General features: G+C 34.5%; 19 protein-coding genes and 2 tRNA genes. 4 read left to right on the forward strand and 17 right to left on the reverse strand.

What is annotated here, in order from left to right; genetic code table 11:
• Nucleotides 1–10: 10 nt before the first annotated feature.
• From KC460_02660 to KC460_02670, 3 genes are all read right to left on the reverse strand, one after another.
• Complete coding sequence (locus tag KC460_02660; protein ID MCA9770246.1) at nucleotides 11–1,444, reverse strand: FAD-dependent oxidoreductase; 1,434 nt, start codon at nucleotides 1,442–1,444, stop codon at nucleotides 11–13.
• A gap of 70 nt (nucleotides 1,445–1,514) precedes the next feature.
• The gene (locus KC460_02665) at nucleotides 1,515–3,755 is read right to left on the reverse strand and encodes a hypothetical protein (GenBank protein MCA9770247.1); all 2,241 of its coding nucleotides are present in this window, start codon (nucleotides 3,753–3,755) and stop codon (nucleotides 1,515–1,517) included.
• A gap of 108 nt (nucleotides 3,756–3,863) precedes the next feature.
• Nucleotides 3,864–4,655 carry a hypothetical protein gene (locus tag KC460_02670; GenBank protein MCA9770248.1) on the reverse strand — a complete coding sequence of 264 codons (792 nt, stop codon included), beginning with the start codon at nucleotides 4,653–4,655 and terminating at the stop codon, nucleotides 3,864–3,866.
• Nucleotides 4,656–4,808: 153 nt separating this feature from the next.
• Here KC460_02670 and KC460_02675 point away from each other — a divergent pair, with 153 nt between their 5' ends.
• Together KC460_02675 and KC460_02680 are read left to right on the forward strand one after the other, a co-directional pair.
• Nucleotides 4,809–5,450 (forward strand): hypothetical protein, encoded by a 642-nt coding sequence (locus tag KC460_02675; protein MCA9770249.1) that lies wholly within the window; start codon nucleotides 4,809–4,811, stop codon nucleotides 5,448–5,450.
• A gap of 1 nt (nucleotide 5,451) precedes the next feature.
• Nucleotides 5,452–6,045 carry a CDP-alcohol phosphatidyltransferase family protein gene (locus KC460_02680; protein ID MCA9770250.1) on the forward strand — a complete coding sequence of 198 codons (594 nt, stop codon included), beginning with the start codon at nucleotides 5,452–5,454 and terminating at the stop codon, nucleotides 6,043–6,045.
• A gap of 15 nt (nucleotides 6,046–6,060) precedes the next feature.
• On the opposite strand, the gene KC460_02685 is transcribed toward KC460_02680, so the two are convergent.
• The 6 genes from KC460_02685 to KC460_02710 all read right to left on the reverse strand — a co-directional run bounded on the left by KC460_02685 (nucleotide 6,061) and on the right by KC460_02710 (nucleotide 11,118).
• Complete coding sequence (locus KC460_02685; GenBank protein MCA9770251.1) at nucleotides 6,061–6,708, reverse strand: hypothetical protein; 648 nt, start codon at nucleotides 6,706–6,708, stop codon at nucleotides 6,061–6,063.
• Between the two features lie 117 nt (nucleotides 6,709–6,825).
• Complete coding sequence (locus KC460_02690; GenBank protein ID MCA9770252.1) at nucleotides 6,826–8,043, reverse strand: SufS family cysteine desulfurase; 1,218 nt, start codon at nucleotides 8,041–8,043, stop codon at nucleotides 6,826–6,828.
• A complete protein-coding gene (locus tag KC460_02695) occupies nucleotides 7,997–8,659 on the reverse strand; it encodes a SufD family Fe-S cluster assembly protein (protein ID MCA9770253.1) in 663 nt (220 codons plus the stop codon). The genes KC460_02690 and KC460_02695 overlap by 47 nt, the downstream gene beginning before the upstream one ends.
• On the reverse strand, nucleotides 8,659–9,993 hold the full coding sequence (gene sufB / locus KC460_02700) for a Fe-S cluster assembly protein SufB (protein MCA9770254.1): 1,335 nt from the start codon (nucleotides 9,991–9,993) through the stop codon (nucleotides 8,659–8,661). The genes KC460_02695 and sufB overlap by 1 nt, the downstream gene beginning before the upstream one ends.
• The gene (sufC, locus tag KC460_02705) at nucleotides 9,990–10,712 is read right to left on the reverse strand and encodes a Fe-S cluster assembly ATPase SufC (protein MCA9770255.1); all 723 of its coding nucleotides are present in this window, start codon (nucleotides 10,710–10,712) and stop codon (nucleotides 9,990–9,992) included. The genes sufB and sufC overlap by 4 nt, the downstream gene beginning before the upstream one ends.
• A gap of 118 nt (nucleotides 10,713–10,830) precedes the next feature.
• Nucleotides 10,831–11,118 carry a hypothetical protein gene (locus KC460_02710; protein ID MCA9770256.1) on the reverse strand — a complete coding sequence of 96 codons (288 nt, stop codon included), beginning with the start codon at nucleotides 11,116–11,118 and terminating at the stop codon, nucleotides 10,831–10,833.
• Nucleotides 11,119–11,227: 109 nt separating this feature from the next.
• Between KC460_02710 and KC460_02715 the strand changes: the two genes are divergently transcribed.
• On the forward strand, nucleotides 11,228–11,731 hold the full coding sequence (locus KC460_02715; protein ID MCA9770257.1) for a hypothetical protein: 504 nt from the start codon (nucleotides 11,228–11,230) through the stop codon (nucleotides 11,729–11,731).
• On the opposite strand, the gene KC460_02720 is transcribed toward KC460_02715, so the two are convergent.
• The 8 genes from KC460_02720 to lepB all read right to left on the reverse strand — a co-directional run bounded on the left by KC460_02720 (nucleotide 11,721) and on the right by lepB (nucleotide 16,348).
• Nucleotides 11,721–12,896 (reverse strand): type II/IV secretion system protein, encoded by a 1,176-nt coding sequence (locus tag KC460_02720; protein MCA9770258.1) that lies wholly within the window; start codon nucleotides 12,894–12,896, stop codon nucleotides 11,721–11,723. The genes KC460_02715 and KC460_02720 overlap by 11 nt on opposite strands.
• Nucleotides 12,897–12,985: 89 nt before the next feature.
• A complete protein-coding gene (locus tag KC460_02725; GenBank protein MCA9770259.1) occupies nucleotides 12,986–13,465 on the reverse strand; it encodes a hypothetical protein in 480 nt (159 codons plus the stop codon).
• Nucleotides 13,466–13,484: 19 nt separating this feature from the next.
• Nucleotides 13,485–13,886: a hypothetical protein gene (locus tag KC460_02730; protein ID MCA9770260.1), complete on the reverse strand. Its 402-nt coding sequence runs from the start codon at nucleotides 13,884–13,886 to the stop codon at nucleotides 13,485–13,487.
• A gap of 218 nt (nucleotides 13,887–14,104) precedes the next feature.
• A complete protein-coding gene (locus KC460_02735) occupies nucleotides 14,105–14,380 on the reverse strand; it encodes an HU family DNA-binding protein (protein ID MCA9770261.1) in 276 nt (91 codons plus the stop codon).
• Nucleotides 14,381–14,547: 167 nt separating this feature from the next.
• Nucleotides 14,548–14,634: transfer RNA gene (locus KC460_02740), tRNA-Leu, on the reverse strand.
• Nucleotides 14,635–14,687: 53 nt separating this feature from the next.
• Nucleotides 14,688–14,762 (reverse strand) — tRNA-Cys (locus KC460_02745).
• A complete protein-coding gene (locus tag KC460_02750) occupies nucleotides 14,753–15,265 on the reverse strand; it encodes a rhodanese-like domain-containing protein (GenBank protein ID MCA9770262.1) in 513 nt (170 codons plus the stop codon). Before KC460_02750 ends, KC460_02745 begins: the two co-directional genes overlap by 10 nt.
• Before the next feature lie 114 nt (nucleotides 15,266–15,379).
• On the reverse strand, nucleotides 15,380–16,348 hold the full coding sequence (gene lepB, locus KC460_02755; protein ID MCA9770263.1) for a signal peptidase I: 969 nt from the start codon (nucleotides 16,346–16,348) through the stop codon (nucleotides 15,380–15,382).
• Between the two features lie 322 nt (nucleotides 16,349–16,670).
• On the opposite strand from lepB, the gene KC460_02760 reads away from it, so the two are divergent.
• A complete protein-coding gene (locus KC460_02760; protein ID MCA9770264.1) occupies nucleotides 16,671–17,621 on the forward strand; it encodes a hypothetical protein in 951 nt (316 codons plus the stop codon).
• Nucleotides 17,622–17,959: the final 338 nt, after the last annotated feature.

The raw sequence follows: 17,959 nt of genomic DNA on the forward strand, positions 1-17,959 counted from the left end.
ACTTCCAATATTACTTACCGAACAATTTCTTTAGTATCATCAAAAATATATTTTGTTGCAACCCTTGCACATATGCCTTTTTAGCAACATGCCACACAATTTCTGCATACGTTGGATATGCATGGACGATTGACACTAAATCAGAAAATTTAATTTTTTTTACTTTTGCTATTTGCAGCTCATGAATAATATCACCCGCGTGCGCACCTACTGCGTGCGCACCAATAATAAAACCTTTTTTATCACAAATAACTTTGAGCATACCAATTTTTTGATCATCGCACACAGCACGGTCAAAATATTTATATTCTTTTTTATATACCCTGATTTTTTTACCATATTTTTTGCGTGCAGCACCTTCAGTCAAACCTGCTGTTGCCAATTCTGGGCAAGTAAAAGTAACCCACATTGCATTTTTATAGTCAACCGTTTTTTTAAAAAAGAAAAGAAAAGCATTATATACAGCTGTCGTTGCTTGATGCCATGCCATATGACTAAATTGATAAGGCCCCACTACATCACCAGCTGCAAAAATATTACGCGCAGTCGTGCATAAATACTTGTCAACAATAATACCACGTTTGCGAGTTTTGACACCTGCTCTTTCTAAGTACAAACCACCTATATTTACCGCACGCCCAACAGCTATCAACAACGCATCTGTATAGATATCTTGTTGTTTACCCGCACTATTTACACACGTAAGAGCAATATTGCCGTTTTCCTGTTTTACAATTTTTGCTGCTTTATGATCAGCAAGAATACGAATACCTGCTTGTTGCATATGGCGAGAAAGTAATGTTACACACTCGCTATCTTCATGTAGTAAAATACGTTTTTGCTTTTCGATAATAGTAATTTGCACACCAAGTCTATTAAACGCACATGCAAACTCTGAACCAATAGCACCACCACCCAAAATAACCAATGATCGTGGCAATGAATCGATATTAAAAATAGTATTGTTTGTGTAATAATCGACGGCATCTAACCCTTCAATATGTGGAATATATGGGCGTGATCCAGTTGCTATAATACACTTTTTAAACGAAATTGTTTTGTCGTCAACTACAACTGTATGTTTATCCTTAAAAACAGCTGCTCCTATCAACACTCCAATACCAAGTCTTCTAAGAACTTCTGGCGTATGCGCTGCATATACATCTTGCACCCGTTGGCGAACAACACTCATACAATTATCTGCGTTGATTTCTACAGGATGCAGTGTTTTTAAACCAAAATCACTCAAGCGGTTTGCATAATGCGACACTTGAGCGATTTTTATTAATGCTTTACTCGGCACGCACCCTGTCCAAGTGCATTCTCCACCCAATTGTTTTTTCTCTATAATTAAAACTTTCTTTCCAAAGCCTTGTGCCGTTTTTGCAGCAGTCAGACCTGCTGCACCACCGCCAATAATAACCAAATCATAGTCGCACGCCATACCGCTCCCCTTTTTCAATTAGGTTTTTAGTATACCGTATTTAGTTGTTATAAATGCAAGATATGAATTACTAGTCTTCCTCTTTTCTACTATCTTCTTGCTGATAGTCGCTATTATTAAATACAGATTTCGCTTCACCACCCATACTCGCAAGGACACCAACAAAAAGCGGATTTACATTATTATTATAACTTACCATTACTATTCCTTGTGCCTTGCTCCATCCGTTATTATTCGCAGCACTTGATCCTTTATTTACTCTATCAGAATTTTTAGATGCCTCAATTCTTCTATTAGAATCAACGACTTCTCCTCTTACACTATATATAGCATCCATCAATTGTTTTTGATTCATATCAGTTTGTGCCACAAATAATTCTTGTCTTTGCTTATTATCTTCCACATCTCTTTTACGATTTTTTTCATTCTCAGTTAGCTGCTTGCTCATTTGTTCTACTTGTTTCTGCATATTTTCAAGTAATTGTTTAAGTTCATTATTTTCTACAACTAATGTATCAAGAGTCAACCCTTGATTTTTAATTGCTTCTACTTGCTTCGCTTGCTCTTGCTCTATATTATCAATTTTTTTCTCTGTCTCTACCAGTCTTTTCTCAACATCCTTAAGCAAAGCTGTCTTAAAATTATTAAGCGTATTCAAATCAGAACCATTAAAAATATTTGACATCTTTTCATCAAGATTATTAATTTTACCATCTACCTTTTGTACACTCTCTAAAATTTCATTAATAGTCTTTTCTCGTACCTCAGTTTCAGCTCTTTGTAGCTCATAACAAGCATTTTGAAGCTGATTTTGAAAGATATCATTATCCACTAGATTAAAGGTACTCTCTTCAGGAAACGTTAGCCATCCTTCTATATTAGGCTGTTCTTCCTTCTCATCCTGTTTCTCCTGCTTATGCCGAGCCAAAAGAAACGCATTAAACGCATCATATCTTTTTCTCAAACCTTCTTTTTGCTGATTAAGCAACTCTCTATTTTTTTGCTCACGTTCTTCATCTTTTTTTTGTTTATTTTCATATTCTTGTAGTGAAGACAATTGAGCTTTTTTCATATCACTTACATCATTTTGAATATGACCCAATGTATCATTAGTATTGTTTTGCCATAAATTGTACTTTTCACTCTGCACACTTAATTGATTACTGATTTGTTTTACCTCTTTTTCAATGCTTGCTAAACGGTCAAGCATTAATCCAAAATTATTAATTTGTTGTATAAATTGTTTTTTTTCTTCTTCAGAAAGACACTTATTATCAACTAATTCAATTGCATCTAGTATCTCTTCTTTATCCTTCTGCATCTGCTCAACAAACTTTTTTGTTTGATTATCATTTGCTTTACCTACAATACGTTGCACTTTTTCGTTAAATGTATTTATGTGTATCTCCAACGTTTTTTTTGCATCACTAAGGTTAGCTTTAACGTCAGCAAAACCTTCCTCGCTCTTATTACTAAGATCACTTAATATATTTTTTGTATTCTGTAAGTCATCTTTAAGAGAGGTCAGTGCATCGAATGTAGAATCATGTTTTTCTTGACGATCTCTTTTAGCACTTTCAAGGCCACTGTAAAGATCCTTGTGTAGATCATCAACCCTGCTATTAACAGCTCTCAGCCTGCGATTATTATCTGCACTGATACCAACATGTGCTAACTGCAGACCTTTCCAAATAGCACCGCCACTTAAAATACTTAAAACCGACAACTGAACTCTGCCTTTTGGTGATGCTCCAGTCCATAACTCTACCGCCTTACTAACTCCTAAATACGAACCTTTCGCGCCATATAAAATAATTTGGCCGGCACATTCTTCAACAACTTCTTTGCTTGCAGACATAGCTAAACCACGCAATAGACCACGCCAATGCGGATTCACCTGATCTTCTTTTGAAAACCATTGATCTGCAGCTAAAACACAATGAACCAGACTAATTCCTTTACAAACACTTTTGCCAAGCCACGTTCCACCATGCTCAAGGTAATAGGAAGGTGAAAGCAGACTGCATAATGAATAAGGCGAAGATTCTTCTCTTCCACTATCATTATCTTGTATTCCTATATTGTTGTCTTCATCAGAATTATAATCAAGAACATAACCAATTCCCCCTCTAAAACTTTTTTCGTCAGAATTTAACCTATTTTTAGTTTTTGTATCAAAAGCAGAATCATTTGTATTTTTTTCTAACATTGCATGTATATGAACAGGCACAAATAAAAAACAACAAATAAGAACATTGATGAAGACAATACGATACATAGCTGTGTATAAAAAAATTAAAATATTTTTCATAAAAACCCCTACCTAGTATTCGATAACAACACTTAAACTCACGTTACAAAGAGTAAACTTACTTTTAAAAAAATCAATACATCAGCAAAAACAAATTTTCTTTTGCTTTCAAATCAGACTTTGTAATATACCACGAATAGACCATGTACCATAGCAAATAATAATCCGCACAATTGAACGAATTGTACGTGCTGTACCACCATTTCTTGTAATACCTAGTTGATCACATATAACATTGGTAACAACTTCCCCCGAAAGAGTAATAACTGCATTGTGAGTAATATTGACTCCAGCATTTTTTATATCTGTATCACCACTCGCCAATAAAATTATTTCCTGCCCACCACTAGCAATCATTGTAGCCAAAAGATGTTTTTGTGAATCAAATGAAACAGTGTCTTTCATAATTTCATTTAATTTTTTTCCCAATTCTAGAAGCTGTGTTTTACTGGTTGTATCAGCTTTTTCTGTTCCTGAATCAGTATCAATATTTTTTGATTGAGCTTTATTTCTCCTTAAAACTCCTTTTTTAATTATCCTTCTTTTTCTTGGAGTTTCATTTTGTTTTTGTGCACTATCTTGACCCATTTTTTTTTCTAATCTTTTTTCTGGATCAGTCTTATTTTTAAACAACCAGTTAGCTATTGCAGGAGCAATAAGTATATGTGATAATAATGTACTAGAAGTAAGCAAAAATCGCCTAAAATTTTCATCTCTATTGTTTTCATTTACTTTAATCTTAGAAGAAGGAAAAAGCCAACAAGAGCAATTTTCCAAATTTTTAATTTTTTCTTCTTCTATAAGTAACTCATCCTTAAAGCCATGGGCAACAAGATTTTGAGAAAAAATATGTATAAGTAAAAGAAAAAAGTATACAAAATCAAGAAATGATTTCTTCATACCTTTTTGTACCCCACCACAATAGTTTAATATGATAACATTGATTATAAACTATACTTACCTTTAATACTTTTGCCAATAGCCTTCACCGTTTTCTACTCTTGTGTACTATTTATTTCCGTGTTAGATAAAATGAAAAGAGGAGAATAAGTTATGTGTTTTTCTGCGTCTGCAAGTTTTACTGCTGGTGCGCTACTTTCTATGGTTGGCACTGCAAGTATCATAAAGCACAAAAAAACACCATATCGTTTTTTAGCTATGACTCCGCTGCTATTCGGATTACAACAGCTCAATGAAGGCCTTATATGGATCACACACACACAAGAACATACAACCACACTTACACGCGCAATGCCATATTCTTTTTTATTTTTTTCTCTACTGCTATGGCCCGTATGGATTTCTAGTGTATTATGGCCAACATTACCAAAAAATAATACATGGAGAAAAAAAGCCCTTGCATTAACCCTTGTAATAGGATGTATCACCTCTACTTATTTTTTATTTCGTCTAATGATGTATGGTGTAGTTACTAGTATTTCGTGTAGTCACATTATGTATGATCTTCATCTAATGGAACAACCGTACATTATTATTATGATACTGTATGGATGTACTACTGTATTGCCATGCTTTATTTCTCCTAATGCCATGGTATGGTTGCTTGGTATTGGATTAACTGTTGCGTATGCCATTACATACTTTTTCTATATTAATTTTTTAACATCTATTTGGTGTTTTTTTGCCGCATTTTTGAGTAGTATTATTTTATTTATCCCTAAAGAAAAAAATTAAAATGATCGAAACGAAAATACGAAGCAATATACAACCATTTTTTGATATACTTGGAAAAACATTAGTTTTTTTTAAACTAACGCCAAACATAATAACATTAATCGCCTTTTTGTTTGGTATTGCGGCTGGTGGATGTATTTATTGTGCACACTTATACATTGCACTTGTGTTACTTTTATTTTCTGTGCTTTTTGATGTACTTGATGGTACCGTCGCTCGATTAACAAATAATACACAAAAAATTGGAGCTTACTACGATTTAATTGCCGATCGCATGGTAGAAGCAGCTTTTATCATGGGTTTTGCTTTTTTATATCCACAACATTATTTATGGTATTTGTTTTTTTTCGTTGCACTTCTTTTGCACTTTTCTACCTTTGTAGTAGCCGGTACGCTGTTTCCCAATATAAGCAGTAAAAGTATACATTATGATAAAAGCTTGGTAGAGCGAGCTGAAGCATTTATTGCCTTTTCATCAATGCTTTTGTTTCCTCAATACATTCATATTATTCTTGGTATTCTTAGTACGCTAGTTCTTTGGTGTAGTATCACACGATTTGTACGCGTTATTGAATATGTAAACAACGTAGATTAAAATTTTTTGTTATCCTTAGAATATATGAGGCAGAATATAGCAACCCACACATTCATCTATCAATAATTCGAATGTACTTTTAACTGCCTTTTTGGCAACCTTTGCAAATACGGCACAGTAGCCATCTTTTCCAATCCACCAACGCGAAGTCGACTCAAGACAATTATTAATACCAAGCAGTGCTGTTAGCACTAAAAATTTGTTGGTTATATAATGTGCTGGTACTTTACGCACAAACATTTTATACAAAGTATATAATACTCTTTGTCTTAATGTACCTTCTGCAAACACAACGCTATAGACACCATTAACACTGTAATACGAAACAGTTTTACTACTCACTTTCACTGTACCAATACCCCATTTATTATCTTTACCAAGCAATGTTTCACCTGCACTAGAAGCTGTTTTTTTTACTTTTGTACCAACTGTTGGTACCACACCGCGACAACTATGCGCAGCAATATGTAATAATTTATTTTTATACGTATTTTCTACATCAAGTAGCTCATTTCTTGGTTTAATATCAATAATAAAATTCAGCGGACTGAAATCCATAATATTTTTTTTAATCCACCACATTGAAGGTAGCCCATACGCCATACTACCATTAAAAAAAACGAGCAATAAAAATAAAAACTTTTTTTTCTTAAAAAAGATCATACCTACTCCAATGATATAACAAATTGTATATAAAGATGTTAAAAAAAGCCGAACACCCATTCGGTCAAAAAAATTATATCGGCAGAGTATATCCATAGTTATACATAAATACAATAATCACGAAAATAGTGAAACAAGATCAGAAAGTTTTGCAAGTAAAAAGTCAACTTCTTGTGGCGTATTATAGAGATAAAAACTAACACGTACTGATGCAGTAATACCTAATTTTTTATGTAATGGCTGCGTGCAATGATGACCCGCACGTACACAAATGCCATACTGATTCAAATAAGCAGCAACATCATGCGCATGCACACCATCAACTACAAAGCTCACTATATGGCCACTTTTTTTTAGTTCTTCCATGGGCCCCAAAATAGTTATGCCTCTTATTTTTTGCAGCCCATCAATTAATTGTGCACATAAAGTAGCCTCATGTTTTTGTAGCTCATCAAAATCAACATTATTATTAAGATAATTAATTGCAGCACCCAAGCCAATCACTTGAGCTATTGGTGGAGAACCTGCTTCAAATTTATACGGTGCTTTTGTAAAGATAGCAGTATGCCAGTCAACAGAGAAAACCATGCCACCACCAAACTGATAAGGCAGCACTTCATCTTGAAGTTCTTTTTTTATATATAGAATTCCTAGCCCTGTTGGCCCCAGCATTTTTTGTGAAGAAAACGCCAAAAAATCGCAATTTAATGTTGTTACATCAATTTTTTTGTGTGGAACTGTTTGTGGCGCATCAAGAAATACTTTAGCCCCAACCGCATGTGCAGCTTGAATAATGGCATCAACATTATTTGTTATTCCTAATGCATTAGAAGTATATACAACAGAAACAAGTTTTGTTTTGTTAGTAATTAGGTGTAACAAATACTCTAAATCAAGTACTCCATTTTGCTTGACTGGGATAAACTTCAACACTGCACCCTTTTTTTGTGCTATTTGTTGCCAAGGAACCAAATTTGAATGATGCTCCATTTCGGTCAATAAAATTTCATCACCCTTTTGTATGTGCTCAAACCCCCACCCAGTTGCTATAAAATTTATACTGGCTGTTGTGCCACTCGTAAAAACAATTTCTTCTGATCGCACACCAATAAAATGAGCTACCTTACTACGTGCATACTCATACTCCTGAGTTGCTTTTTCGGCAAGAAAATACAAACCACGGCCAACATTTGCATTATCATTGGTATAAAAGCGTACTAATGCATCAACCACATGCTGCGGCTTTTGTGATGCTGAAGCACTATCCAAATATACTAACGGATAATCGTTAATTTTTTTTTGTAAAATAGGAAAATCTGCTCTCAAGTTTTTCATTAATTTTTTTTACCAAAATACTATGCTTTGCATTATCGCTCATATTATTGAGTATATCAGCAAAAAACCCTTGTAACAAAAGCTTTTTTGCCACATCATCACCTAATCCTCTACTTTGCAGATAAAATAACTGATCTTGAGATACTTGACCACTAGCACTACCATGCGCACACTGCACATCATTGGTCAATACTTCAAGACTTGGATTTGCCCATATATAAGCCTCTGAACTCAATAGCATGTTTTTATTGTGCTGTTGTGCTACTGATTTATGAGCATCTTTTTCAATAATAATTGATCCATTATAGGTTAAGCGTGCCGCATCACACATAATACTTTTGACAAGCACCTGACTTTCAGTTCGGGATGAACTATGCTTTTGTTGAGTATTAATAACTACTGTTTGCTCTTCAGAAAGCAAACAAATACAAAAAATAGTAGCCTGCGCTTTAGGCCCCAGCAATTGAATAAAAATAGTAATATCAGCAGAATCAGTTACTAAAAAAAAATACGTAAGATGAGCATTTTCATGCACTGAAAAGTGCTTGATACTATGCTTTGCGTTTTCTAACTCAGAAAGTACAATAATTGAATTTTTTTCAATTATATGCTGCATTATCCTATAGATCCTTCCATCTCCATAGCAATAAGTCGATTAATCTCAACCGCATATTCCATAGGTAACTGCTGAGTAAACGCGTCAATAAAACCATTTACAATCATTGTACGTGCTGTTTGCTCTGAAAATCCACGAGACATCACATAAAACAATTGTTCTTCAGATAATGTAGAAACTGACGCCTCATGGCCCACATCAGAAGTATTATTATTATTAACTGAAACAATAGGATATGTATCAGAACGAGAAATATCGTCCAGTAATAACGCATCACACTGCACACGCGAATATGCATGTTGCGCTTTTTCTGTAACCTTTAATAAACCGCGATAACTAGAACGACCACCATTTTTACTAACTGATTTTGAAACAATAGAAGAGATAGTCTGTGGTGCTAGATGAATAACCTTACCACCCGCATCTTGATGTTGCCCCTTGCCAGCAACAGCAATAGAAATAATCTGTGCCTGCGCTTTTTTACCAGCTAAAATAACACACGGATATTTCATAGTAACTTTACTACCAAAATTACCATCAATCCATTCAACTGTAGCATTTTCATGTGCAACTGCGCGTTTGGTTACCAAATTATATACATTATTTGACCAATTTTGAATTGTAGTATAGCGAATATGCGAACCGGGCAATGCAATTAATTCCACTACCGCACTGTGCAATGAGTTTTTTTTATAAATTGGCGCACTACACCCTTCAACATAATGTACAAAACTACCAGCTTCAGCAATAATAAGCGTCCGCTCAAATTGTCCCATACTCTGGGCATTAATTCTGAAATAGGCTTGTAGCGGCATATCAATCTTTATATTCTTAGGAATATATACAAAGCTACCGCCAGACCATACAGCAGAATTAAGAGCAGCAAATTTGTTATCATGTGGCGGTACAACAGTTGCAAAGTATTTTTTGAATAGTTCAGGATATTGTTTAAGTGCTGTTTCAGTATCACAAAAAATGACACCACAGTCTGCCCATTTTTTTTTTAGCTGTTTGTAGACAACCTCTGATTCATATTGCGCACCAACACCAGCCAAATATTTTTGCTCCGCTTTTCTGATTCCCAGTTTATCAAACGTATTTTTTATCTTATCTGGTACATCATCCCACGATGTTTTTTTTTCAACTAATGGCTTAACGTAAAAATATAAATCGCTTGGATCTAACCCCGACAGATCACTACCCCATTGCGGCATTTGTTTTTGCTCAAAAATTTCTAGCGCTTTTAAACGAAAATCTGTCATCCAACTCGGTTCATTTTTTTGTGTAGAAATATCTTTTACAATTTTTTTGTTGAGGCCTTTTTGTAAACTCATACCGCATAGCCATGTTCATCAATTTTTAGTGCAAGTGTTGCATCACCAGAACTACAAATATGACCATCTTTCAAAACATATACAACATCAGGAATAATATACTGTAAAATACGCTGATAATGAGTGATCAAAACAATACTCATACTTGGATTTTCTTTTCGTGCATATTGTATACCGCTAGCAACCATATGTAATGCATCAACATCAAGACCAGAATCAATTTCATCTAAAATCGCTAGTTTTGGTTGTAATATTAGAAGTTGTAGCAATTCAAAACGTTTTTTTTCTCCACCAGAAAACCCATCATTAAGTGCACGTTGCGAAAAAGAAAAATCAGTATTTAGAATTGACATTTTCTTTTTTAAAAGAGCTGTAAAATCCTTTGCAGCATGTTTATTCTCGTTTATAGCATGATACGCTTCATATAAAAATGTAAAAACAGTAACACCTGGTAGTGCAATCGGCTGCTGAAAACTTAAAAATATACCGAGACGTGCTCGTTTATCAGCAGAAAGTTCAGTAACACTTTTTCCGTCAAATATAATATCACCCATTACTTTATACGCTGGATGACCCATAATAGCATGAGCAAGAGTACTTTTGCCCGAACCATTTGGACCCATTAAAGCACAAATCTGACCGCTTGGTACGGTCAGATTTATATTTGTGATAATTTTTTTTTTATCTATGAAAACTGAAACATTTTTAATTTTAAACATTATTTTTCAAAATATTTCATAATCTTTACGTCTAATATTAAGTCACTATTTTTAATTATGGGTCACCATCTTTAGAGTTAATCACTTGACTATATATTTCCGCTAAAATAACTTTTTGCTAGTCCAAAGTAAGTTTTTCACATCTAGAGCAACTTACGATCGCATCAAGTGTTAAAAAAAGTTTCTTAAGCTCTAGCCAATATTGTTCTGTAGTAATTTCTTTCTTTTCAAACCGATGAAAAGCTTCTAAGTTAGTTTTTTTAAATAGATTCAAAAACTCAGCGCGACAATGTATAGGCCTATACAACTCCGCTAGCTCATCTTGAATCGTCGACTCTACTTGAAAGTTAATATCATCCTGAGCGCGTATAAAAGAAAATGAAAGAAAAAAACTAAAAATAAGCACGTATTTTTATCTAAAAATAGCATAACCAACAAAAATTGCTATAAAAAAAGCAAATGAGGTATCATTTCTACAAAGTTGCTCCACACACTACACAAAGAAAGATAATAGAATGCAAATAAGAAATATTTTCATATTTTTACCGCTTTTTTTAAACCTTGTTGGTATGGAAAAAAAGACCACAACTCTTGCATTATACCAAGCAGATGAAAACTCCATATCTCCACCAACAGCTATCAGTCTAAAAATATACGGAAAAAATGAAAATATCTTGCTGGATAAAGAGAATATTGTAGTAATAATAAAAAATAAAAATGACTTAACTACCTTTTTTATTTTAAATACGTTCGGTATACTCAAGGATTTTTCTGAAATAAATACAGTTGTTTGTAACAAAAAAAAATATAAGTTATATGAACCAATAACCTATTTTAAGTACAGTGGCTACATAGAAATTATTCAACAAGGAGAAGTGACTAACATAACGGTAAACTACACCGGCAAACATGAAAACAATAATCCATTTGAAGAAATACTAGCACAGACTCTTGCCAAAAAACTAGCCATCGCCAATTACACAATTGGATTTTTTAATAGAAAACAATCTACAAAATAACTCGCATAAGCTCTGCTAACGTAATTTCTCCACACTGTAACTTTTCAAGGCCATCATAGAGCAATATATGCATACCATCAGACAATGCTTGTTTATAAAACTCATCAATAGATGCATGAGCACTTACAAGAGAACGAAACTTAGGAGAAACTTCAAGCAACTCATATATACCAGTTCTTCCTTTATATCCTGTTTTATGGCAACTATCACAGCCGATACCACGGTATAATTTGTGTATATCAGAAAAGTTACTTAACTTTTTCAAAAGACGTTTTTCTTCGACTCCCGGCTCATAATGCTCTCTACACTGCTGGCAAACTTTTCTGACAAGTCGTTGTGCAAGCACTCCAGTTAACGATGCATTAATTAAAAATGGTTCAATACCCATATCAATCAATCGCATAACAACATGTACTGCATCATTAGTATGCACAGTACTGAAAACTAAATGACCAGTCAGCGCCGCTTCGATAGCAATATGTGCTGTTTGTTTATCGCGAATTTCTCCCACCATCACAATATCAGGATCGTGCCGCAATAATGCTCGCATACCCTTTTCAAAAGTAAAACCCGCTGGTGGATAAATATGCCCTTGCGTAATACCTGGCATATTATACTCAACAGGATCTTCTAATGTAATAATATGTTTTTCCGGTGAGTTAAGTTCAGAAAGAGCTGCGTACAGTGTAGTTGTTTTACCAGAACCGGTTGGCCCAGAGACTAAAAAAAATCCTGATGATTTCTTAATTAAATTATTAAATTTTTTAAAAATTGTTCTGTTCATTCCCAATTGATCTAACGCAATATTATTACTCTCTCGATCTAAAATGCGAATAACAATTTTTGGACCATGAAGCGAGGGAAATGTAGAAACCCGGAAATCAATTAGGCGATGTCCATACATAATACTGAATGTACCATCATGTGGAATACGCTTTTGCGAACCATCAATACCACCAAGTACTTCTATTCGTGCACACACCTGTTGTGCTACCGATTGAGAGATGCTTTCTTGATCATATAAAAGACCATCAAGACGAAATCGTACTCGTAAGTCATGTTCTGTTGGCTCAAGATGAATATCCGAAACTTGTTGATGCACGGCACACACGAGCAACGTATTAACAAGTTCTATTATATCGTTTACGTATTTTGCATATGACATGCTTCCCCCTTTTTGTTAACAACAACCAACACTGTTTTTAGTTAAACAAAACAACGGGAAAAGAAAAAAGAAAATCTATAATTATTCAGCTATAAAGAACCAGAGTCATCAGTAGACTCCGTAAGCGAACGATCATAAAATTCTTTAATCGCATCAGTAATGTCTTTCCGCAGGCCAACCATATACGCAACATCATACGAAACATACTCTCGTATAGCCGACTCTAACCCCTCTTGCTCTGGCTGATTGGCTACTACAATAAGCATGTCACCATCAACTTCAAAAGGAAGAATTACATTACGCAATAAAAAATCTTTGGGAAACTTACGCAATAAGAATGTATCAACAAATTGCCCTGTGACATCAAGTGCTGGTACTTGGTAGTAAGTAGAAAGAGCTCGCAGAAGATCTGATTCCTCGACAAGACCCTCCTCTAGTAAAAAGTCATCAAAATAATCTTGTGGCGCATCTGCAAATGATACATGTATTGTTTCGAGATCCTTTGCTTCAATTGATCCTTGTTTAACCAAAATATCCGCAAATTTCTGTACAAACGTTTCTTGAGCCATTACTACCTCTTTATTGAGATTAGCCAACCTTAAGACCAAAGAAAAAGCCTATAGAAAAACTTAATACAAGCCAAATATGTAACCTTACCCACTCGAAATAGGAATTAACCACATCACTGCTAACCATTGTTTGTTGTACACCAAAGAGTTCTTGAATCTTTTCCCAATTAATCACTATGTGCAACACACCAAGTTGCTGCAATACTGTAATACCAACAACCAGTAAGATGAAAACGATGACATATTGTGCATATTTTTTAAGTAAAAAGCCAATTAAAAATCCTGCTCCCAGATAGATACCCAATTCGACAATCTTATCCTTAGACGCACTTATTTTTTCCATAATAGTATCAATTTTTAAACTTGACTTAACTCTATCAAGCCAACCTATCTGTTCTGTTATTGACATATCCTTAACCATGTTTTCCCCCTTGAATAAAAACAACTCAACATATTTTTTTAGTATGCACAATCTGTCAGTCAACACAAGAACTTGATGCTACCGGTATTTAGTATACCCTCATACCACAAATCTATGCAATAAAGTCATACCTCTTTTATTAGACACAAAAAAGGAGGTACTTTTGAAGCACCTCCTTCGTGGTAATTTATGCTTATGGCATAAGATAATAGACTCTTTTAACCCACCACCAATTCCTTTAATGCTTTGCCAGCACTAAATTTCGGAACTTTTTTTGCAGGAATGGTCATTTTCTTACCAGTAGCAGGATTCACACCTATCCTGCTCTTTCGTTGCATTACTTTAAAAGTACCAAAACCAGTCAAAACAACATTTTTGTTTTGTCTGAGAGCTGTACCGATAGCCACAATAAACGCTTCTAATGCATCTTTGCATGTAGACTTAGGCATTCTTGAAATCTTTGCCATTTGCTCAACTAATTTTGCTTTATTCATGAAAATTCCTTCACTTGTTTGTTCTCAGGCCTCGAACAAACAAAACTAGTACTTAAAAGTAACCTTATTAACTCAACAGCTTTTGTCAAGCTAGTTGTTAAAATATATAAAAATCCTTTTAAAAAATGATAGCACCAGAACTTGCTCTCCATAAAGAAAACAAAAACTGGTGCCGAGGGCCGGACTCGAACCGGCACAGACAAAAGTCCGAAGGATTTTAAGTCCTTTGCGTCTACCTATTCCGCCACCCCGGCTTAATTGCTTACCCCTAACTATCTCTTTTTTGTAATTTTCAAAATAAAAACTATGGAGGCGGCACCCGGATTCGAACCGGGGAATCAGGGATTTGCAGTCCCGTGCCTTACCGCTTGGCTATGCCGCCGCATCATACATTTTTTTATATAGCTTATCAGCAGTAATAACATTTGTTGATACAACATCACGATCGGTATACTCATAATGCACACTGCCTTTTTGTTTGTTATTAGGCTGTTCAATTACTAATTTCAAATACTTTTGAGCACAGAGCCCTTCAACTGGATATCCCAATTGATACCATTGCGCCATACCGCCTTCATATACCCACACATTAGTAAAACCACTTGCAACAAGCTCTTCATACGCCAAATGGCTCGAACCGCACATGTAATTACTGCAGTACACAACAATTTCCGAATCTTTTTCTAATGAGCTAACAAAAGATGTCAACTGATCCAGTGGCACATTAACTGAACCTTTTATATGACAATCAGTATACAACTGTTCATCAAGAAGGTTAATAACATATAATGATTTTTCTTTCGGCGTGTCTCCTGTTACTCTTTGCCAACAAGAGGGCAAAACAACTAAAAACATCACACATATTAAAAACCTTATTTTCTTCACAACAACTGCCCTTTACTTTACCATAAAAACACTCTCATGCAAGCTTTTCTGCATGATTCGATCAAAAATGCCATTGACATATTCGTCAACACTTTGATAACTCCATATTACCAGCTACCCAAGCCAGGTAAAAAATCTACCCCAACGCATACGAGACCAAAAATCAATCGGATGCTTAATAAGATCAACAATCCACCATGATTCATAGCTATCGCTAGACCATATCAAGAAGAGTATTTTACCGTGTATAAGCCGCCCATCAACTGGCCCTAAAAATCGAGAGTCATTACTCCCAAGACGATTATCTCCCATTAACCAATATTGGTTAGGACCAAGTTCAACATGAAAAACATCAGTACCGCTCCATACATTTTTTTGCGAAGCTTCAACCACTACCTCACTTCCAGCAAGTGGTGTATTTGGTTCTCTCAAAAGCGGAGCTCCTTCTTGATCTTTAATGACAAGTTGCTCATTCATACGATAGAATGGTTGTTTATTATAGGCATATGCATCATCATACGAACGCCACATAATATAATTATTCAGCATTCTTTCCATATATACCGCACGATGCTGACCAGGAAGTTGGCCTTCTAGCACCAGTCGCGCTGTTTGCTGCTCAACTTTTTGGCGTAGTACAACAGGATGTTCTGTCCACAGCCCAATAAGTGGATATTTATTAACAAATGGCTGCGCAAGCTTTTTACCATTGCGATACATAACTGGTTGGCCGTTTTCAATTTTGCCTTCTATTGTATCACCAGGAATACCTATTACTCGTTTTGTCCAATTTGATGGACCCCATACATATTCCTGAAAAAGACGAACAACTGGATTGCTTGAATAATCAAACAATGGATCATTGAATGCAATGATGTCGCCATGCTTCGGCTTGGTAAATAGATAACTGAGTTTGTCAGCAAAAAAACGCTCTCCCACAAGCATAGTAGTTTCCATTGAACCACTGGGCACTTGATACAAACCAAATCCAAACGTACGAATTAAGAATACAATTAAAAGAAGAACAATAATTTCTCTGATAGTTGCCAAAAAACCTTGCTGCTGCTGTTTTGTACGAGCCATACAATATCCTTATGTTGATCAAATAACATTCATATATCGAATTATGCTACCACGGATGAGACATTTTTGAAATACAAGCCTCACTTATTATCTATCCGCACAGCAAGAAACCACTTGTTATATGATGTATCACCATCAGCAAATACATCTCACTCTATACTTGGTTAATATAATTTTTAAAAAAATGATTTGACAAATCGGCACAATCGACCCCTTACATCATATTGCTTCTATTTGCATTAAAATTCTTGATTTTTCTATTTTAAATACAATATAATATAAAATATAAAATTTTCTCGAGGTTTAGTGAAAAAAATAAATCATGATACAAAAACATAATGTATCTTTAATTATAACAATAATTGTAGTAATTGCTTTATGTATCAGTCCAGCGCTACAAGCACAACCAGAGCCTACTGTCGTCGGATGGTTTGATAGCCATAAATTGCCAAGTTTTCAAGGTATTTTAAATCAAGCGCAAAATACCCTCAACTTAGTAAAAGAAACTGCTAAAGAGCATCCGGGAAAAACAGCTGCTGCTAGTATCGGAATTTTAGCGTTGCTTGGTACTGGTTATTTACTTTTGCAATACGGGCGTGTATCCAAACCTTCAAAATTTACACCCAAAGAACAACAAGTAGAAGCAAAAAAAGAAGGCGTAAACCCTGAAGCACAACAACAAGGGGAGGAACAAGAAGAAAAAGAAGAAGAAAAACCTGAATCTGAACCCAAAGAAAAAAACTTAGAAAAAATTATTTTTAATTTAACAAAAGATAGTATAAATACACTTGCTAACACCTTGTCGGATAAAATTATAAAATCAGAATTTAGCGTTGTTATACCCAAAACAATTTACAACAATAAGTTACTTATTTTTATTTTTAAATACAATAACCAAAACAAAATCAACATAGATATGGCCCTCAACAACTATACATTTTTTAAATCAGGCTACCTTGATAATAATAAAAATACTGTTCAATCTACAATACAAAAAGCACTTACAAATCATAAAACAAACATAAGACATATCTTGAGTGTTCTGAATTCAATAGAAAAAAATAAAGAAGAATTTACTGGTAATGATAAGATTACAATCTCATATAAAAACAAAAAAATTGTAAAAGAAATTACATATAAAAAATCAATTGACAAACAAGATTTAATATCCATTAAATGGATAAATAATTTATATTTTTATAATAAAAAAGCGGTTAATGAAAAAATTAATACTATACTGAAACTTATCCAAGATTTGACTGCCGCTACATAATTTCCAGTTTTATTATTTCATCGAATAAAAATACCTCACCACCAACCAAGTGTTGAAGCTGGAAATGATTAATAGGGGGTTTCTATTTGTATTAAATTATTGACTTATGCCGCTCCAAGCGTGATATAATGAAAACATAAAGCTTACTAAATGTTAATTAAGGGAAGAATTATGACACAAAAACGTAATATATCAGCAATTATAGCAATTGCTTTATTCATTAGTCCAGTGTTACAAGCGCAGCAAGAACCTACTGGCGGTGGATGGTTTGATAGCTACAGCCTACCAAGTTTTCAAAGTATTTTAGAGAAAACGCAGGATACCGTCAACTGGATGAA

Source organism: Candidatus Dependentiae bacterium, from assembly GCA_020431705.1.
Lineage (GTDB): Bacteria > Babelota > Babeliae > Babelales > Vermiphilaceae > JAGQHQ01.